The organism is Mucilaginibacter gilvus (assembly GCF_004054195.1).
In the GTDB taxonomy this organism is placed as follows: Bacteria; Bacteroidota; Bacteroidia; order Sphingobacteriales; family Sphingobacteriaceae; genus Mucilaginibacter; species Mucilaginibacter gilvus.
In genome coordinates this window covers 219,545-237,362 of the sequence record NZ_SBIW01000007.1, presented here as the reverse complement: position 1 = coordinate 237,362, position 17,818 = coordinate 219,545, and the positions used below count along the sequence as shown (strand labels likewise).

Genomic DNA, 17,818 nt, shown 5'->3' with positions numbered 1-17,818 from the left:
TCAGGATAATGAATTTTCGTACGGAACCCTTGTCACAATAGACCTTCCTAAAGTGATCTCGTCCACGTACTCTAATTCACCACCAAAAGCTATGCCACGGGCAATGGTAGAGATATTTATATTAAATTGTTTTAACCGCTTATGCAGGTAAAAAATAGTGGTATCGCCCTCCATGGTGGCGCTAAGGGCGAAAATTATTTCTTTTACACCCGATTCCTTTAATCTTTCCACCAATGTATCCACCTGCAGGTCGGACGGACCCACACCATCCATTGGCGATATTAAGCCACCAAGTACGTGGTATACGCCGTTATATTGGTTGGTGTTCTCAATGGCCATTACATCGCGCGTATCTTCTACCACGCAAACCAAAGAATGGTCGCGTTTATGTGAAGCGCAGATCTCGCAAATAGTGCTGTCAGAGATATTGTGGCAGGTGCTGCAGAACTGGATTTCGTTTCTTAATCTACTGATGGCGGTACTGAAACGGGTTACTTCCTCCTTCTCCCGGTTGAGCAGATGCAGCACCAAACGCAGGGCAGTTTTTTGCCCCACCCCAGGTAATTTAGTAAATTCAGCAACTGCATCCTCCAGCAGTTTCGACGAAAAATTCATTGTGCGAAAATAAAGAAAATTAGTTGATGGTTATGGATGATAGTTCATATGCACGAGTTTTGGGCATAACGGATCTGATACCTCTAATTCGGCTACAAACCATGGGCCATCACCTATGAACTATCCTTACTCACTCCGCAAATTCTTCACCGGGTTTACCAGGGCCGCCTTCACAGCCTGCCAGCTTACCGCAATAAGGCAAGTGGCAAGGCTTAAAGCCAGCGTAGCCACAAAAACCCAAATGCTGATAGATGTGTGATACGTATATTGCGACAACCACCTGCTGATATGGTACCAACTAATAAGCGAGCCGATAACGAACGACAGTACCACCAACACCAAAAACTCCTGTGAAAGTTTTAACCATAGCGCGCCCGTACCTGCGCCCAAAACTTTGCGGATGCTGATCTCCTTACGCCTGCGTTCGGCAGAGAATGAGGCAAGCCCAAACAACCCGAGCGCAGACAACATTATAGCTAAACAGGTAAATGAAACTGCCATAGTGCCGAGTAATTTCTCGTTACGAAATTTGGCGCTAAAACTTTCATCGGTAAATTTGTACTCGAAAGGGTACGTAGGGTTATATTTTTTGTAGATGCTTTCTAAAACTATCAGGTTATGCGATATTGATGTATTGGGGTTGAGCCGCAAGCCTATACTGGTGGCCCAGTCTTTCGAAAACCCGATAATAACTGGCTTCACCGGTTCGTAAGGCGATGCCAATACAAAATTCTTAACTACGCCTATAATTGTGCGCTTGCTGTTCATCCACGTTATTTGTTGCCCAACGGGTTCTTTTAAGCGCATCAGTTTCACTGCCGATTCGTTAAGTATAACAGCGGTAGAATCTGAGGGGCGGCCGGCAGCAAAATCACGCCCCCTGGTTAATTGCAGTTGGTAAGTATCAATAAAATGGTAGGTAGCCGCAACACAATCTATAGAGATACTACGCTCGCCGGGGAGCTGTCCCGGCCAGGTGTTATTCCAGGTGGCGCCGGTAACGCCGGTTATAGGTTCGGATATCAATGCAGCATCGGTAATGGCGCCTGATGCCAGCGCATCGCGCCGGAAAAGATCGAACTGGTCGTACATCCTGCCATCAGAGGCGATCTCTATCATCCCTTCGCGGTTGTAACCAACCGGGCGGTTTTTAATAAAGCCTATTTGCCGGTATACAAAAATGCTGAAGATGATGAGGCAGGTTGAAAAGGTGAACTGCATAACCACCAGCACCTGCCTTGGGCGGATGCTGCTTTGTGTGCTTATCATTTGCCCTTTCAACACCTTAACCGGGTTAAACGACGAAAGGAAAAGTGCCGGATAACTACCTGCAACCAACCCTGTAAACACTGTAACTGCCAAAGCCATTAACCAGGCCCATGGGTTGGCATAGGGCAGGCTTAAATTGATATTAACGATATTCCTGAACACAGGAAGTAATACCATAATGAGCATGAGGGAAAGCAGGAAAGCTGCAAAAGCCATCAGTAGCGACTCGCTCATGAATTGTTTTATGAGCGAACCGCGCCTTGCGCCAATGGCTTTGCGAATGCCAACTTCGCGCGCCCTTCTTTCCGACCTGGCAGTTGACAGATTCATGAAATTGATACAAGCTATGAGCAATATGCCAATGGCAAGGAATAAAAACAACCGCACATATTCGATGCTGCCGCCGGTGTTCACACCATTTTTAAACTCGCCATACAAATGTAGCCTGGTAAACGGGAACATAAATAGCTTCACCGCCTTATCCTGTGGGAAATGCTGCCCTATGAGGTTTTTTATTTTGGCATTTACCGCCTCCAAAGATGTGCCGGGCCTTAAACGCACATACGTGAAATAGGAGTAATTATCCCAGCCTTCATCTTTTAGCCAGGGCATCTCGTTTAAAAAAGCCTGCCATGGTATGATGGCTTTAAAAGTAAAACTGGAATTTTGCGGGTTATCTTTGATAACCGCGCTTATTTTCATGGGGAATTGGTTGTCGTATTGGATCATCTCCCCCACCGGGTTCCTGTTGCCGAATACGGCCAATGCGGTTGATTCTGAAATTACGATGCCGGTTGGGTCGCTAAGTGCGGTGCGCCTGTCGCCCCAAACCAACTGAAAGTTGAATAAGTCAAACAGCGCCGCGTCAGATGCTACGGTGTTCACTTTAATACCTTTGTCGTTAAAGGTGATGAGTGCTTCTTTAGATTCGTTGATGCGTGCTACATTCTCTACTTCCGGGAAATCTTTTTTTAGCACGCCGGCAAGCCGCTGCTGCGTAAATGCTTTAGTTCTTATTTCTCCGTTTGATGGTTGGTTTTTAAAAACCTGGTACAGCCGGTCGCTATTATTGTGGAATTTATCAAAACTGTATTGGTTGTATACATACAGCAACAACATAAAACTCACTGCTATACCCACGGAGAGCCCGCCGATATTAATAAGCGAGGATATTTTATTATTGGCAATACTGCGCCAGGTAATTTTAAAGTAGTTCTTCAGCATAGGCTTTTTGTAATTGCCTACAATATCAGCACTATAGCTTTCGAATCCTAAACCTTTAACATTCGTTAACTTTTATTGGCTGATTGTTCATTGATGATAGTTCATGGTAGCCCAGCAATTATTTTACGCCTGCTATAAACCATGAACTATGAACCATCAACTAACAGCTACTCACTTCGCAAACTCCTCACAGGGTTCGCAACTGCTGCTTTTACCGTTTGGAAGCTTAGCGTAAACAATGCTGCTGTAAGCATCCCTCCACCGCTTAGCGCGAAGATCCACCAGCTGATGGCAGTGCGGTCTGCAAAGTTCTCCATCCATTTTTGCATGGCGTAGTAGGCAATTGGTGTTACTACTACAAAAGCCAGTACTATGAGCCAGATCAATTCGGTTGATAGCAGCGTAACAATCTGCGCTACCGAAGCGCCCAACACCTTGCGTACGCCGATTTCCTTAGTGCGCTGGCTGGTGGTATAAATAGCCAAACCTAATAAACCAAGGCAGCTGATAAATATAGAAAGGCCTGTTGCCCAGGTAAGCAATTGCGAAGTGTGTTGCTCTGCGGTGTAAAACTTGGCAATGTTCTCGTCGTAAAAAGTGTATTCAAAATCTTCGTCGGGATAAATCTCCTTCCATATCTTTTCAAACCCGGCTATGGCAGTTTTCCATTCGTTTCCGCCGGCAGTTTGCGGTTTTAGGGCGATATGGAAAGTGCGGTTATTCCATTTCCTGTTCCCGGGCTGCAGGATAGCAAGTGGTTTTATAGGTGAATGAAGCGATTTCTGGTAAAAATCGGCCGTTACACCTACAATGGTTTTTTGCTTGTCGTTATAATCCAACTGCTTACCAATGGCATCATTTGGGTTACGGAAACCTAAAACTTTGGCGTAGGTATTATTAATGAGGATATTACCCGCCCCCGCCGTATCGGTTGAGCGCAGGTTACGCCCGGCTAATAATTTTATCTGGTAAACGTTGAGGTAATTTTCATCGGCAAATTTTTGCTGCAGGTCTATTTTTACCTCTTTTTTGCCGTCCTTGTAGGTTACGGTGGTAGAGTTTGTATTGCCCGACGATGGCGGCGCACCACCCACGCTCATTAGTTCTATCTGCGCTATGGCGCGGATCCTATTCATAAACACCTGTTGTTTATCGGTATTTATGCTTTTATACGGTGTGCTGATATTTACAATAGCGTCTTTCTTAAAACCAAGGTCCTTATGCAACGCGTAGTAGATCTGTTTGCTCACCAATAAGGTAGCCATGATAAAGAACTGCGCTATCACAAACTGGGTAACCGTTAACCCTTTACGCAGCCAGGCGTTACGCGATTTACTGCTATTACCTGCCGACTGGTTCTTAAGCACCGTAACCGGTTTATAGCCAGATAAAACCAGGGCCGGATAAAAGCCCGACAAGCCGCTTACGAGTAAGGTCAGTAATATTAAAAACACAACTAGATCGGGCTGAGCGAGGATATTTATGGCGATCCCCTCTGGAACAAAGTCGGCAAACAATTTTAATATTACCGGCGCTATAGCCACAGAAATAATAACCGCTAAAAGGGTTATCAAAAACGTTTCGCTTAAAAACTGCATGATCAACTGCCCCCGCCTGCTCCCCATTGTTTTGCGGATGCCTATTTCTTTGGCGCGTTGCGATGCCTGCGCTGTGGTAAGGTTAATAAAGTTGATGCAGCCTAACATCAGCAAGAAAGCCGCTATAACCAATAAACCGTAAAGCGTTGTTTTGCTGGCCGTACGCACACCATCAAAGCCGCCATACACTTGATCGAAATGCAGATCGCCGATAGGCTGGAGCGATAAACCCTGGGTATTGCCCTTATTTTCGGGCGTTGGCGGGTTATGCTTGTTCAGCATTACATTCAATTGCTTCTCTAATTTACCAGCTGAAGCAGTTGGCGCGAGTTTGATGAATAACTGCGAGGCAGAGTTGGTATTTCCCCACTGCGTTACCTCAAAATTGTCTTTGACGTAATGGTCGGTAGTGCCGGTGATGTAGGATATAAAATCATGTGCCATAAAGTCCGAACGTTCTTTAAAAGGTTCTACAATACCGGTAACAGTGGTTTTAAGCGAATCATCATAGATGAGTTGCTTGCCCAGCATATCGGCATACTCCAGCTTAGGGAAATACAGTTTCGCTTGCTTTGTAGTAAGCACAACGGTGTTGGGATCTTTAAGGGCGGTTTTTTTATTGCCCACTACCCAATTATATTCAAAAATATTAAAGTAATGGCCTTCGGCGAAAATTATCCCGCTTTGCTTTTTTAACTTGTTACCTACCGATGAGCCATTGGGCGCCAGCACATTCACGTTACCGTATATGTAGAATGGTGCTACCTGGTCGATACCGGTTGCTTCGGTGCTCAATGCCGGCGCCAGGGCCATGGTTACCCCACCGTTGTGCCCAACTTCACCCGCGAACGAATAATCAGTAGTTACACGGTAAACGCGGTCGCTATCTTTATGGAACTTATCAAACGTAAAATCGAAATGCACAATGAGGTATATCACCAGCGCGGCGCTGATGCCTATGGATAAGCCCACAATGTTGATAAAGGTAAACAGCTTGTGCCGGCGGAACCCCCTTAAGGCGATTTTAAAATAGTTCTTTATCATTAGTTTTTGATTACTCAGTTTCGTGAGGTGATAGTATTTTGGTTATAATTATCGCCCGCTTGCTTTATGCACCGCGCCAGGCTATTTATGTATTTGTTTATAACACTGTTAATATATTAAAAGCGATACCAATTTTACAATAATCTAAAAATCAATACAATAACGTAAAAAAAATATTACACACTGTACGCATGCGTAACAACAGTTGTACGGTTATGATACACTGTGGTTTTGGTGAGTGGTGAATAGAGAGTGGTGAATTTACACTTGTAACAAACTAAAAAATGGTGAGCGGCCCAAAACCACTCACCATTCTCTATTCTCCACTGACTATTCTCTACTCACTACTTTCTATTCTCTATTCACCACTCTCTACCCTATTCATTCTTCAAACTCGTTACCGGGTTGGCCAGCGCGGCCTTTATTGATTGAAAACTGATGGTGACAAACGCGATAATGATGGCCCCGCCGCCGGCAGTGGCTACTATCCACCATTTAATACCATCGCGGTACGCAAAACCTGATAGAAACCAGTGCTGCATACTAAACCAGGCCAATGGCGACGCGATAACGATGGCGATGATAACCAGTTTAATAAAATCTTTGGAAAGCATCGCTACTATAATGGATATGTTGGCACCCAGTACCTTGCGGATGCCTATCTCCTTAGTGCGCTGCTCGGCAGCATAAGCTGCAAGGCCAAATAAGCCCAGGCAGGCGATAATAATAGCCATGGAGGTAAAGGCGATAAATATGCCGCCTATGCGCTGCTCGGTACGGTAGCTGTTCTCAAAATCTTCGTCCATAAACGAGTAGTCGAACTGTTGGTTTGGCGCTAAGGAATGCCATTTTTCTTTAACCTGTGCCAGTACGGCGGTGGCATTCGCCGCGTTTACATGCACGCTTAAAGCACCGGTGTTCTGGTTCAGTAAAAATGCAAGCGGCGAAATATTTTCGCGTAAGGAGCTAAAGTTAAAATCTTTTATCACTCCAATTATATGAAGCTTTTTCAGGTTCTTAGCCATGTTATCTGTTGGCATATAAAGTTCCTTGTTCAGCGCGTCTTTATAACCTAAAATTTGCACCGCAGCTTCGTTTATGATCACAGCGGAGGAATCCATTTTCATTTCTGGCGAAAAATCGCGGCCATACTTTATGCGCATGCACATGGTATTGATATAATCCTCATCAACGTCCCAAACGCCGATGGATACGGCATGTTTAGTATCTAATGTGGGGCTCTCAAACATCGATGTATTGTTTCTCCAGCCCCCGGTTGGGATATAGCCAGTTAAAGTGGCATTCTTAACACCGGGCAGTGCTTTTATTTCCTGTTTAAACACCTTGGCTTGTTTATCCAAAACGTATGTATTGTTAACAATAAGCACCTGCTCGCGTCTATAGCCCAGGTCTTTACTTTGGATGAATTTTAGCTGGTGATAAATAACCAGCGTGCCTATGATGAGGAATATGGAAATAGAGAATTGAAATACCACCAAAAAACTCCGCAGAAAACCACCCTTAAAACCGGCAGACAATTTACCTTTCAACACGTCTATGGGTTGGAAAGCTGATAAAAAGAAGGCCGGGTACGAGCCCGCCAGGCAGCCAATTACAGCAACGATGAGCAGCAGCACGGGCAGCAACCATACAAAGGTACCGCTGGTAAATGCCAGCTGCTTATCTGCCATTTGGTTAAATACCGGCAGTAATAACCATGCGCCCACAACAGCAATAACCGTTGCGGCAAAAGTTACCAGAACCGACTCTGACAAAAACTGCGCGATAAGCGAACTGCGTGCCGAGCCCAATACCTTACGCACGCCTACCTCGCGGGCACGGTTAGACGAGCGCGCGGTGGAGAGGTTCATGAAGTTTACGCAGGCAATGAGCAATATAAAAATAGCAACCGCCGAAAATATGTACACATACTGGATATTACCGTTACCGCCCAGCTCGTTCTGCGCATTAGAGCGCAGGTGGATATCCTTCAGCGCAACTAAATTTAATCTAAAGTAGCTGCCGTCTTTTTCAAAGTCGCTAAAGCTCATGTGCGTGGCGGCTTGCAGCTGCCCACCAACATATTTGGTTACAAAGGCGTGGAATTTTGATTCCAGTGCTTTAGGATTAGCCCCATTTTTCAATAGAACGTATGTGTTAAAATTATTACTTAACCAGGCGCCTTCCTTGCTCTCGTCCAGCCCGTTCATAGCCAGGAAAAAGTCGAAATTAAAGTGCGATTGCTTTGGGATATCTTTAATTACCCCGGTTACTTTATACAGGATGGTGTCGTTAAAGGTCAGCGTTTTGCCAACTACATTTGTTGCGTTAAAATATTTCAGCGCTGTGGTTTCGTTTATGACCACGCTTTTAGGCTCTGTAAGGGCGGTTTTAGGGTCACCCTGTATCATCGGCAAGGTAAAGACAGCAAACAAGGTAGAGTCTACATAGATCATGCGGTCTTCCTGAACATTTTGGGCGTCTTTCCGTACTTTAAAACCGCCGCGCCCTCTAAAACGTACGGTATTTTCTACTTCGGGGAAATCACTTTTAAGCGTTGCGGCAAGCGGTGCCGGCGAAACCGCATACTGGCTTGTTTTCCCGCCGAACTTAATATTGTTGTTTACCCGGTAAATCCTATCGGCTTTGGTGTTATAGGTATCGTAGCCAACCTCATCTATCACGTAGAAAACGATCAGCATACAAACGCACAGGCCCAGGGCAAGCCCCAGTATATTGATGGCTGTAAAGCCTTTGTTTTTCATTAAGCTCCTGAAAGCTGTTTTATCGTAGTTTTTAAACATGATATTTTAAATTGGTTAACGTGAAAAATTTATGGTTACTTACCTGATGTAATACAACCAACAAACCATTTACCCCTATTTATCAGGCGATAAAAAATGGTTCACCATTTATGACCACACTTTAATAATTTAGGTTACTCGCTTCGCAAACTTTTTACAGGGTTTGCCAACGCCGCCCTTACCGACTGGAAACTTACCGTAACAAAAGCTACCAATATGGCTATAAAGCCCGCCAGCACAAATACCCACCACGATATTTCAACGCGATAAGCAAAATCCTGAAGCCATTTATACATTGCGTACCAGGTTACCGGTACCGATACCACAATGGCTATCCCCACCAGCTTTAAAAACTCTGTAGAGAGCATGCCCGTAATAGTACCAGACGATGCGCCCAATACCTTGCGGATGCCAATTTCTTTCACCCTTTGACGAATGCTGAATGCTGCCAGGCCAAACAAGCCGAGGCTGGCGATGATTACCGCTACGAAGGCAAACGAGGTAAAGATCTTTCCTGTACGTTGTTCTGCACTGTACAAGGCAGCGTACTGCTCATCCAGGAACGAATAGCTGAACGGCGCTGTAGCGCGAAAACTATCCCATTGTTTTTTCACATCGGTTAAAAATGGCGCTATATCTGCCGAATGCACTTTAACAGCCATCAGCATATTGCTGCGGCCGGGTAAAAACATCAGCGGCGCTATTTTTTCTTTCGCCGATTTATAATGAAAATCTTTCACCACGCCTACCACCTTAAATTCATGCTGACCGGAGCGTACAATAGTTTTGCCAATCGGATCGGTATTGCCCCAGCCTATTTCGCGCACAAGCGCCTCGTTTATCACCACAGCCGATGAATCTGCCGGGGATGCGGAGGAAAAGTTACGGCCAATGGCCATTTTTATGCCGAGGGTGGCTAAGTAGCTATCCTCTACGTGGTAAATATTGGTGTGGATCTCTTTGTGTTCCTGTTTGTCGTTAAACTCCTTGGCGTAGATCTGGGTGCCATCCATATTAGCCGCTCCGGGTACGCTACCCGTTACGGTAGCGTTGGCCACTCGCGGGTCGCGCAGGAGTTGCTGTTTAAATGCATCGATATTGTTGCCAAGCGAATATGCGTCATTTATCACCAGTACCTGCTCCTTATCATATCCCAATTTTATATTCTGCATGTAGTTTAGCTGGCGGTATACCACCATGGTAGCTATAATAAGCGATGTAGATATAAAGAACTGGAACACTACCAGGCCGCTGCGTAAAAAGTTACGCTTTGCCGGGCCTGCCGAGCTGTTGCCTTTTAAAACATTGAGCACTTTAAATGATGACAGGAAGAAAGCCGGGTAAATGCCTGCGATGATACCAACAAGCAAAACCAGGAATACTTCTATTGCAATACTTTTGAAGCTTACAAACAAACCCATTTCAAACTGCTTACCGGCAAGGGCATTAAAATATGGTAGGGCAAAATAAACAAGCATTAAGCCAATGACCATGGCTAAAGCCGTTACCACTACCGATTCGGTAAGGAACTGCGAGATGAGCGAACTTTTTAACGAGCCCATCACCTTGCGGATGCCAACTTCTTTTGCGCGTTTAACCGAGCTGGCGGTAGACAGGTTCATGAAGTTGATGCAGGCCAGCAATAAAATAAATGCTGCCAGCGCGCTGAAAATATAAACGTAGTGGATGTCGCCGTTTGGCTCCATCTCAAATTTGGTTGCAGAGTGCAGGTGGATATCGGTCAACGGCATCAGGAAAAACCGGAAGGTATTAACCGACTTTTGCGCTTCGGCAAGGCTCACCCCCATATCGTTCTGAATTTCGGGAGCGGCGTATTTTAACACGAGCGCAGGGAATTGTGCCTCTATCTTTTTAGCATCGGCACCGTTGTTTAGCTGTAAATAAGTATAAAAACTGATATTACTCCAAGTCTCACGCTTAGATGGATAGGTAGATTTGCTAATGAACGCGTCGTAATGAAAATGGGAGTTATCGGGCACTTTATCAATTACGCCGGTAACTTTTAAATCCCGCTCGCCCTGCAGCACGAGTGTTTTACCGATAGCCGATTCGCTGCCAAAATATTTTTTTGCTGTTTGGCTGGTGATTACTACGCTGTTTGGACTAACCAACGCACTGCGTCCGTCACCCTGAATAAGCGGCAGCGAGAACATAGCCAGAAAATTAGAGTCGGCTATGCTGAAGTGTTCTTCTTTAAATAGTTTGTCGTCATATTTTACGTAGACCGATCCCCTGCCGCTGATGCGGGTAGATGACACCACACCGGGGATATTATTTTTGATGCCCTGCCCTACTGCGGCATCAACCAAAGCGAAATCGGTAACGCCTGCATTCTCGGTTAAATGCAGGCCCACACGGTAAATATTTTTGGCGTTTGCGGGATAGGTATCATAGGTAACTTCCTGGTAAATGTAGGCACTGATGAGCATACAGCAGGTTAAACCAATAGCAAGCCCGAATATGTTGATGAATGAAAAAACCTTGTTTTTTGTAAGGCTTCTCCAGGCGATGGTTAAGTAATTTTTTATCATGGTAATGCCAATAGCTTAAAACAAATACCAATTATATAATATATTAATAATCAGATATTTAATTTGAATTTATAACTGTACGGTGTACGTATGTGTAACAGTGATCGTTCGGTTATGATACACTCTGGTGAGTTGAGAGTGGTGAATGGTTTTAAGCGTTAAACCGAAAAATAAAATGGTGAGCTGATATCCTCAACTCACCATTCACTACTCTCTATTCACCACTCACCAAACTATTCCGACCGCGAACTCTTCACTATGAACCATCAACTATGATCTATAAGCTTAATAAGTTACATTAACACTGCCATCGCCGCGCACTTCAACAGGTGAACCACCGCCATTTAGCTTACCAACAACTTTTTCTTTTTCTTTTTGACCTTCGAACGTACCATTCACGGACATGTTTACACGATCGCCGCGTACATCCAGGTTAAAGCCTTGTTTAGCCGGTAATTGCAGGTCTACATGGCCCGAGTTGCCGTCAATTTTTACATATTTATCTACCCGGGTCATTTGCACGTGAATGCTGCCCGCACTGGTTGATGCGTCTACACTGCCTGCAACATCCATGAGGCTAACACTGCCACCGCTGGTACCGGCAATCAGTTCGCCATCAATTTTGCTGCCGTTAACGCTGCCGCCGCTGGTTTCTGCCTTTACATAACCTTTCAGGTTATCCAACCTAACCGAACCGCCCGAAGTTTCCAATTTAATATGGCCCTGGCAGTTGCTCGCGCTAATGCTGCCGCCACTGGTAGTCAGCTCGATCTCTTTGCTCGAATTAGCTACATTGATGCTGCCGCCACTGGTTTCGCCCTTAATAATGCCCGCAACGGTGTTAATATTCAAGCTGCCACCGCTGGTTTCAAAGTTTTGGTTACCTGTTAAATTGGCAATGCTGATGCTCCCACCACTGGTGTTTAAGTTGGTTTCGGTGGCTTTGTTTACGTACACTTTAAAGCCAATGCTCAGGCTCTTTCTCCAGTTATTAATGTTGTGTTTTTGCTTGGCAGTAGCGTGTAATTCGCCACCATGCACAGCAATATCTAAAGTGTAATCTTCGTCCAGGCGTTTTTTGATCTCTTCTTTGCTCAGGTTTTGGTTGTTGTTACCAACTACGTAAACCTCAATGCGTGGCTCCTCGCCGCCTTTAACGGAAATGCTGCCGCCGCTGGTGTTTACAAATACGGTTTTTACATTGTCAGATGCTAATGACCTGGTGAGATATGGCGTTTTGCTATCCTGTGCCGAAGCAAGGTATACCGGAGATGCCAGCACTAAGAAAAATAGGAATTTTTTCATGTTATTTAGTTTTTATAATAGATGGCTATTGTTGTTAAATAGTTGCATTAGTTTTAAGAAAGTTCATAGATAATAGTTGATAGTTCATGGTAGCTGCAGTTTTTCGCTATGAACTATCAACAATGAACTAAAAATTACTCGCTCTTTAAACTCTTCACCGGGTTTTTGATGGCTGCTTTTACAGATTGTATACTGATGGTTGCCAGCGCTATTAAACTTGCGCCGCCGCCTGCCAGTAGGAACACCCACCAGTTGATAGCTATCTTATATTCAAAATCTTGCAGCCATTTGTTCATAGCGAAGTAAGCAATTGGGCAAGCTATAATAGTAGCGATGAACACCAGCTTCATCAGATCGGTGCCCAACAGGCTTACAATACTGGTAACACTCGCACCTAAAACTTTGCGGATACCGATCTCTTTAACGCGTTGTTCGGCGGTAAAAGTCACCAGACCGAATAAGCCTAAGCAGGCAATACTGATGGCCAATATGGTAAAGATGAGCAGGATGTTGCCTTGTTTTTGCTCGGTTTGGTATTGCGCGGCAAAGTTTTGGTCGAGGAAGTGGAACTCTGGTTTTTGTTCGATGTCAAAGTCGCCGTAAGTTTTAGTAATGTAGGCCAACGATGCCTTGATATTGTTTTTACCAACGCGAACGTACAGGTTATCTTTATCGTTAGCCTCTTGTGGTAAGCTCATAACCAACGGTGATATTTTATGCTGAAGCGAAAAGGTGTTAAAATCTTTCACAACGCCTACAATGGTGCGCGCTATTACCTTGCCTTGATTATCTACACCGAGGTTAACCCTGCGGCCAACCGGGTTCTTCCAGCCTATTTTATCTACAAGGGTTTGGTTTACTAAAATAGCTTCGTTTACATCGCTTGTAATATCCCTCGAGAAATTGCGGCCCTTACTCATTTTGATCTGCAACGTTGGGATAAAATCTTCGTCGATAGTAAGTTTTTGAACTAACAGCGACTCAGAATTGGATTTGCCATCCACGCCTACGTTAAATCCGCCGCTGTTCATACTGTTGCTGCCAATAGGGTTGCCGGCGGTAGACACATCTTCAATATTTGGGTTTTGTAAAAGCTGCTGCCTTAAGGCAGCAATTTTGCCCCTCACATCGTGGTTGTTGACATGAAAAGTAAGCGTTTGCGCCTTATTAAAGCCAAGATCTTTATTCATGGCGAAGCGCAGCTGCTGGTAAATTACAAAGGAACCCACTATCATGACGATGGTGATCACAAACTGGAACACTACCAGCGATTTACGGAAGAAGATTGTCGCCATTTGGTTGCCTAATTGCCCCTTCATGGCATTAATGGTACCAAAACCGGATAGGAACATAGCCGGATAAATACCGCTGAACAACCCGGTGAATAAAGAGAAGCCAAGGAATATAGCGACAGTTTGCACCGTACCAAATTGCATCAGCACCAGGGTTTTACCTGATAACTGGTTAAAGAACGGTAACGAGAATTGGATGATCACCGCGGCAATGACCGTAGCGATAAAGGTAAGCAAGACCGATTCGGCAAAGAACATGATGATCAGCTGGCTTCTGTCAGACCCGATCACTTTGCGCACGCCGATCTCTTTAATACGGATAGATGAACGTGCTGTAGCCAAATTTACATAGTTGATAACGGCTATCACTAATATAAGTAAAGCAGTAATGCTAAACACATAAACGTAGGTGATATTGCCATTGGAGCCCGCTTCGTAGCCCAGGTTAGAGTGCAGGTGGATAGATGTCAGCGGCTGAAGTTCTAAGCCAAACTTCAGATCGCCCATTTTCTTTTTCAGGTATTTATTAAAAAAAACACTGCTTGCTGCTTCAATAACTTGCTTATCGTTGGCATCTTTTAAAAGCAAATAGGTGTAAATGCTTGCATCGTCCCAGGCGCTTGTGAAACCTTCCGGTAACGAACGCAGCGCTGTAAATGTAATATGAGAATTTACCGGCACATCGGCAATTACGCCGGTAACATTGGTTGCGGTGCCATCTATAGATATGGTTTTGTTTAATGCTGATTCCGCATCGCCAAAAAGTGTTTCCGCAAGGGTTTTGGTTAATACAATGCTTTGCGGTTTGGTTAAAGCGGTTTGGGCATCACCCTGCAAAAACTGGTAGCTGAAGATCTTGAAAATTGCATTATCGGCAAGTACCATGTTGCCTTCCTCAATAATTTTATCGCCAACGGTTATTTTACCGCCACCCTCCCTATCTATGCGGGCGGTTTGTTCTACCTGCGGGAAATCTGACTTTAACGCTCCCGCATAAGGTGCGGATGTAACCGCGAAATCAAACCCGCCGCCATCCCAGGTGCCGTGTTGTACTACGCGAACGATGCGGTCGGCTTTGGTGTTATACCGGTCGTAACTAAGTTCGTCGGTTACATAAAGGGCTATCAACCAGAACGCGGCGATGCCAACAGCAAGGCCAAAAATATTGATGAACGAAAAAGCTTTGTGCTTTGTTAAGTTTCTCCAAGCTATTTTAAAGTAATTCCTAAGCATGATGTTGTAGTTTGGCATATCCATAGTAAAAGATATACCAAACATACAAAACAATGATTATAAGTTAGTTATGATATTATGTATTATAAAGCCTGTACGCATGTGTTACAATGCTGTGTTCGGTTATGATACAGGTAGGCAGTAGTGAGTGGTGAGCAGAGAATAGTTGCCGTACTAAAGAACAACTTACTACTTGCCATTCTCAACTCATCATTCACCACCTACTCGGAACGCAAGCTCTTCACCGGGTTTGCCATGGTGGCTTTTAGGGCTTGGAAGCTAATGGTGATGAATGCGATTACTACCGCTATCGCCCCTGTAGACTATGGTCTATGGACTATCGACTATTTACTCGCTTCTCAAGCTCTTCACTGGGTTTGCCAGCGCGGCTTTTACGGATTGGAAGCTGATGGTTACAAATGCTACAATAAGCGCCAGTACACCCGCCATGGCCAGTATCCACCAGCTAATGCTGATGCGGAACTCAAAATCGAGCAGCCATTTGTTCATGGCGTACCAGGCTATTGGCAGCGATATTATTGCCGCTAATATTACCAGTTTTAAAAAATCCTGTGATAGCTCCGCCACAATTTGCGGCACGCTGGCAACCAATACTTTACGTACGCCAATTTCTTTTACCCGCTGCGTTATAGTGAAGGCCGATAGCCCGAATAAGCCCAAACAAGCGATAAATATGGCTATGAACGAAAAGATGGTGAACAAGCTGCTCTGCTGTTGCTCGCTCTGGTAAAGTTTGCCAAAGCGTTCATCCAAAAAAGTATAATCGAAGGGTGTTTCGGGCAGGTATTTGTGCCACGTAGCTTCCACAGCAGCAATAGATGCCTGCGCATTTGTACCGCTTATTTTAATTGACGTACGGTTGAGGCCGTCGCGGTTAGGCAGTTTAAATATCATGGGGAGAATTTTTTGATGAAGCGATTCGAAATGGAAATTTTTAACCACATCAACCACTTTACCGTCAACACCGCCATAGGTTAAATTTTTTCCGATCGCGTTTTCAGGGGTTTTCCATCCAAGTTCTTTAACCGCCTGCTCATTAATGATGCAGTTAACACTATCGGTTTTAAAAGCTTCCGAAAAATTGCGCCCGGCGGCCATTTTAATGCCGAAAGTGGGTATAAAACCGTAATCTATCGTAATATTTTTAAGGTCGAATTTTACAGGCTGCGCTGTGCCATTTTCCATAACAGATGCTCCCTGCATATCCAGCAACCTGCCCGAAGGGATCCGCGAAGAACGCCCTATATCTTTAACCAGCCCGGTTTTTAGCAGGTCATCTTTAAAAGCATTGTATTGCGGCGTAAGGCCATTATAATACCCCATAGTGATGATATTATCCTTACTAAAACCGAGGGCTTTATTCTGGATATACTGTAATTGCTTAAACACAACAGTAGTTGCTACAATTAAGATAATTGAGATAGAGAACTGTAAAACTACAAGCACCTGGCGGAACGATACATTGCCCGAGCCCACCTTCAGCATCCCTTTTAAAACCTTAGCCGGGATAAAGGATGACATAAAGATAGCCGGGTATATGCCGCTTATTAAGCCAATCACAAAGGGTAATGCCAACACAGGCAGTAAAATTTTAAACTGCAGCAGGCTGTTGATGGACAGCCCTAAGCCGGACATTTTATTGATAAAAGGCAGTGTAATAACTGTTAACAGAATTGCCAAAATAAGCGCCACCCCGGTGATCAATACCGCTTCGCTGAGGAACTGGGAGATGATCTCTTTGCGCTGTGCTCCTATCACTTTACGGATACCTATTTCTTTAGCGCGCAAAACCGAACGGCGGTAGATAAATTCATGTAGTTGATACACGCTATCAGCAAAATAAAGAGTGCAATCGCCGAGAAAACATACACACGTTTAATATCGCCGTTTTGCTCTAACTCATCGTCGAGGTGCGAGCGGAGGTGTATATCTGTTAGCTTTTGAAGCTCGAGTTTGGTTTGTAAATGGGTTTTAACCGTACCGCCAAGGTTAACGTACTTATCTAAAAACGCTGGCAACTGCGCCTCTATTCTCGCCGTATTGTACCCCCTTGGGAATAACAGGTAAGTATCGAAAGCGTTATTACCAAAATTGGTTTGAAGATTTTTTTCGCCATAAACAACGCTATCCTTTAAAGTACTAAATGACAACAACATTTCCGGGTGCAAATGCGCGTTTGCCGGCAAGGGTTTAAAAATGCCCGTAACTTTAAATTCATGCTTATTATCATCCAGCCGAACAGTTTTATTGATAGGGTCTTCCTTGTCAAAGTACTTCTTAGCCAACTCCTCAGTTAGCATAATGCTGTATGGGTTGTTTAAAGCGGTGTGTGGATTACCTTTTGTAACCGATACATCAAAAACGTCAAAGAAATTTTCATCAGCCAGGGCGGTGCCTGTTTCGTTAAATAGCTTTTCTTTATAATGCAGGGCGCTTGTGCCAGTGTACAAAACACGGGTCATTTTCTTAATATCGGGGAAGGCATTTTGCAGCAAGGGGCCAAATGGCGGTGCCACGGCACTTAAGTGCAAGCTCTCTACCCCCGGCGCCGAATAAAAGGTGCGCGTTACACGGTAGGTATCATCAGCATTGGTGTTGTACTTATCATAACTGTTCTCGTTGACGATATAAGTTAAAATAAGCAGGCAGCAAGTAAGCCCTACCGTTAAGCCGAATATATTGATGAACGAGATAAACTTGTGCCGGGTAATACTACGCAGGGCACTTTTTAAATAGTTTTTTATCATGATATTTTAGGATTACACAGATTTAATATTTTGATTTCACAGATTATTTAGTCCATGGCCCATAGTCGATAGACCATGGTACTCGACGTTTATATATACTTTTTCTGCTATTGT

General features: G+C 44.4%; 9 protein-coding genes. All 9 read right to left on the bottom strand.

Features of this window, described 5'->3' with window-relative positions:
* The 9 genes from recR to EPL05_RS24335 all read right to left on the bottom strand — a co-directional run bounded on the left by recR (position 1) and on the right by EPL05_RS24335 (position 17,704).
* Complete coding sequence (gene recR / locus EPL05_RS15350; protein WP_128534860.1) at positions 1 to 615, bottom strand: recombination mediator RecR; 615 nt, start codon at positions 613 to 615, stop codon at positions 1 to 3.
* A 126-nt stretch (positions 616 to 741) separates the two neighbouring features.
* Positions 742 to 3,108, bottom strand: coding sequence for an ABC transporter permease (locus tag EPL05_RS15345; RefSeq protein ID WP_128534859.1), 2,367 nt, complete (start codon positions 3,106 to 3,108; stop codon positions 742 to 744).
* Positions 3,109 to 3,275: 167 nt separating this feature from the next.
* Complete coding sequence (locus tag EPL05_RS15340; RefSeq protein WP_128534858.1) at positions 3,276 to 5,750, bottom strand: ABC transporter permease; 2,475 nt, start codon at positions 5,748 to 5,750, stop codon at positions 3,276 to 3,278.
* 377 nt (positions 5,751 to 6,127) lie between these two features.
* Positions 6,128 to 8,554, bottom strand: coding sequence for an ABC transporter permease (locus EPL05_RS15335; protein WP_128534857.1), 2,427 nt, complete (start codon positions 8,552 to 8,554; stop codon positions 6,128 to 6,130).
* A gap of 134 nt (positions 8,555 to 8,688) precedes the next feature.
* The gene (locus EPL05_RS15330; RefSeq protein WP_128534856.1) at positions 8,689 to 11,106 is read right to left on the bottom strand and encodes an ABC transporter permease; all 2,418 of its coding nucleotides are present in this window, start codon (positions 11,104 to 11,106) and stop codon (positions 8,689 to 8,691) included.
* A gap of 285 nt (positions 11,107 to 11,391) precedes the next feature.
* On the bottom strand, positions 11,392 to 12,411 hold the full coding sequence (locus EPL05_RS15325; RefSeq protein WP_128534855.1) for a DUF4097 family beta strand repeat-containing protein: 1,020 nt from the start codon (positions 12,409 to 12,411) through the stop codon (positions 11,392 to 11,394).
* Positions 12,412 to 12,545: 134 nt separating this feature from the next.
* A complete protein-coding gene (locus EPL05_RS15320) occupies positions 12,546 to 14,981 on the bottom strand; it encodes an ABC transporter permease (RefSeq protein WP_208394765.1) in 2,436 nt (811 codons plus the stop codon).
* A gap of 303 nt (positions 14,982 to 15,284) precedes the next feature.
* The gene (locus EPL05_RS24340) at positions 15,285 to 16,784 is read right to left on the bottom strand and encodes an ABC transporter permease (protein WP_243837305.1); all 1,500 of its coding nucleotides are present in this window, start codon (positions 16,782 to 16,784) and stop codon (positions 15,285 to 15,287) included.
* On the bottom strand, positions 16,727 to 17,704 hold the full coding sequence (locus EPL05_RS24335; protein ID WP_243837304.1) for an ABC transporter permease: 978 nt from the start codon (positions 17,702 to 17,704) through the stop codon (positions 16,727 to 16,729). Before EPL05_RS24335 ends, EPL05_RS24340 begins: the two co-directional genes overlap by 58 nt.
* Positions 17,705 to 17,818 lie beyond the last annotated feature (114 nt).

Bases quoted from the DNA above. Each gene is read 5' to 3' on its own strand.
- EPL05_RS15340 (WP_128534858.1), bottom strand. From the start codon at position 5,750: ATGATAAAGAACTATTTTAAAATCGCCTTAAGGGGGTTCCGCCGGCAC.
- EPL05_RS15330 (WP_128534856.1), bottom strand. From the start codon at position 11,106: ATGATAAAAAATTACTTAACCATCGCCTGGAGAAGCCTTACAAAAAAC.
- recR (WP_128534860.1), bottom strand. From the start codon at position 615: ATGAATTTTTCGTCGAAACTGCTGGAGGATGCAGTTGCTGAATTTACT.
- EPL05_RS15325 (WP_128534855.1), bottom strand. From the start codon at position 12,411: ATGAAAAAATTCCTATTTTTCTTAGTGCTGGCATCTCCGGTATACCTT.
- EPL05_RS15345 (WP_128534859.1), bottom strand. From the start codon at position 3,108: ATGCTGAAGAACTACTTTAAAATTACCTGGCGCAGTATTGCCAATAAT.
- EPL05_RS24335 (WP_243837304.1), bottom strand. From the start codon at position 17,704: ATGATAAAAAACTATTTAAAAAGTGCCCTGCGTAGTATTACCCGGCAC.
- EPL05_RS15320 (WP_208394765.1), bottom strand. From the start codon at position 14,981: ATGTTTGGTATATCTTTTACTATGGATATGCCAAACTACAACATCATG.
- EPL05_RS15335 (WP_128534857.1), bottom strand. From the start codon at position 8,554: ATGTTTAAAAACTACGATAAAACAGCTTTCAGGAGCTTAATGAAAAAC.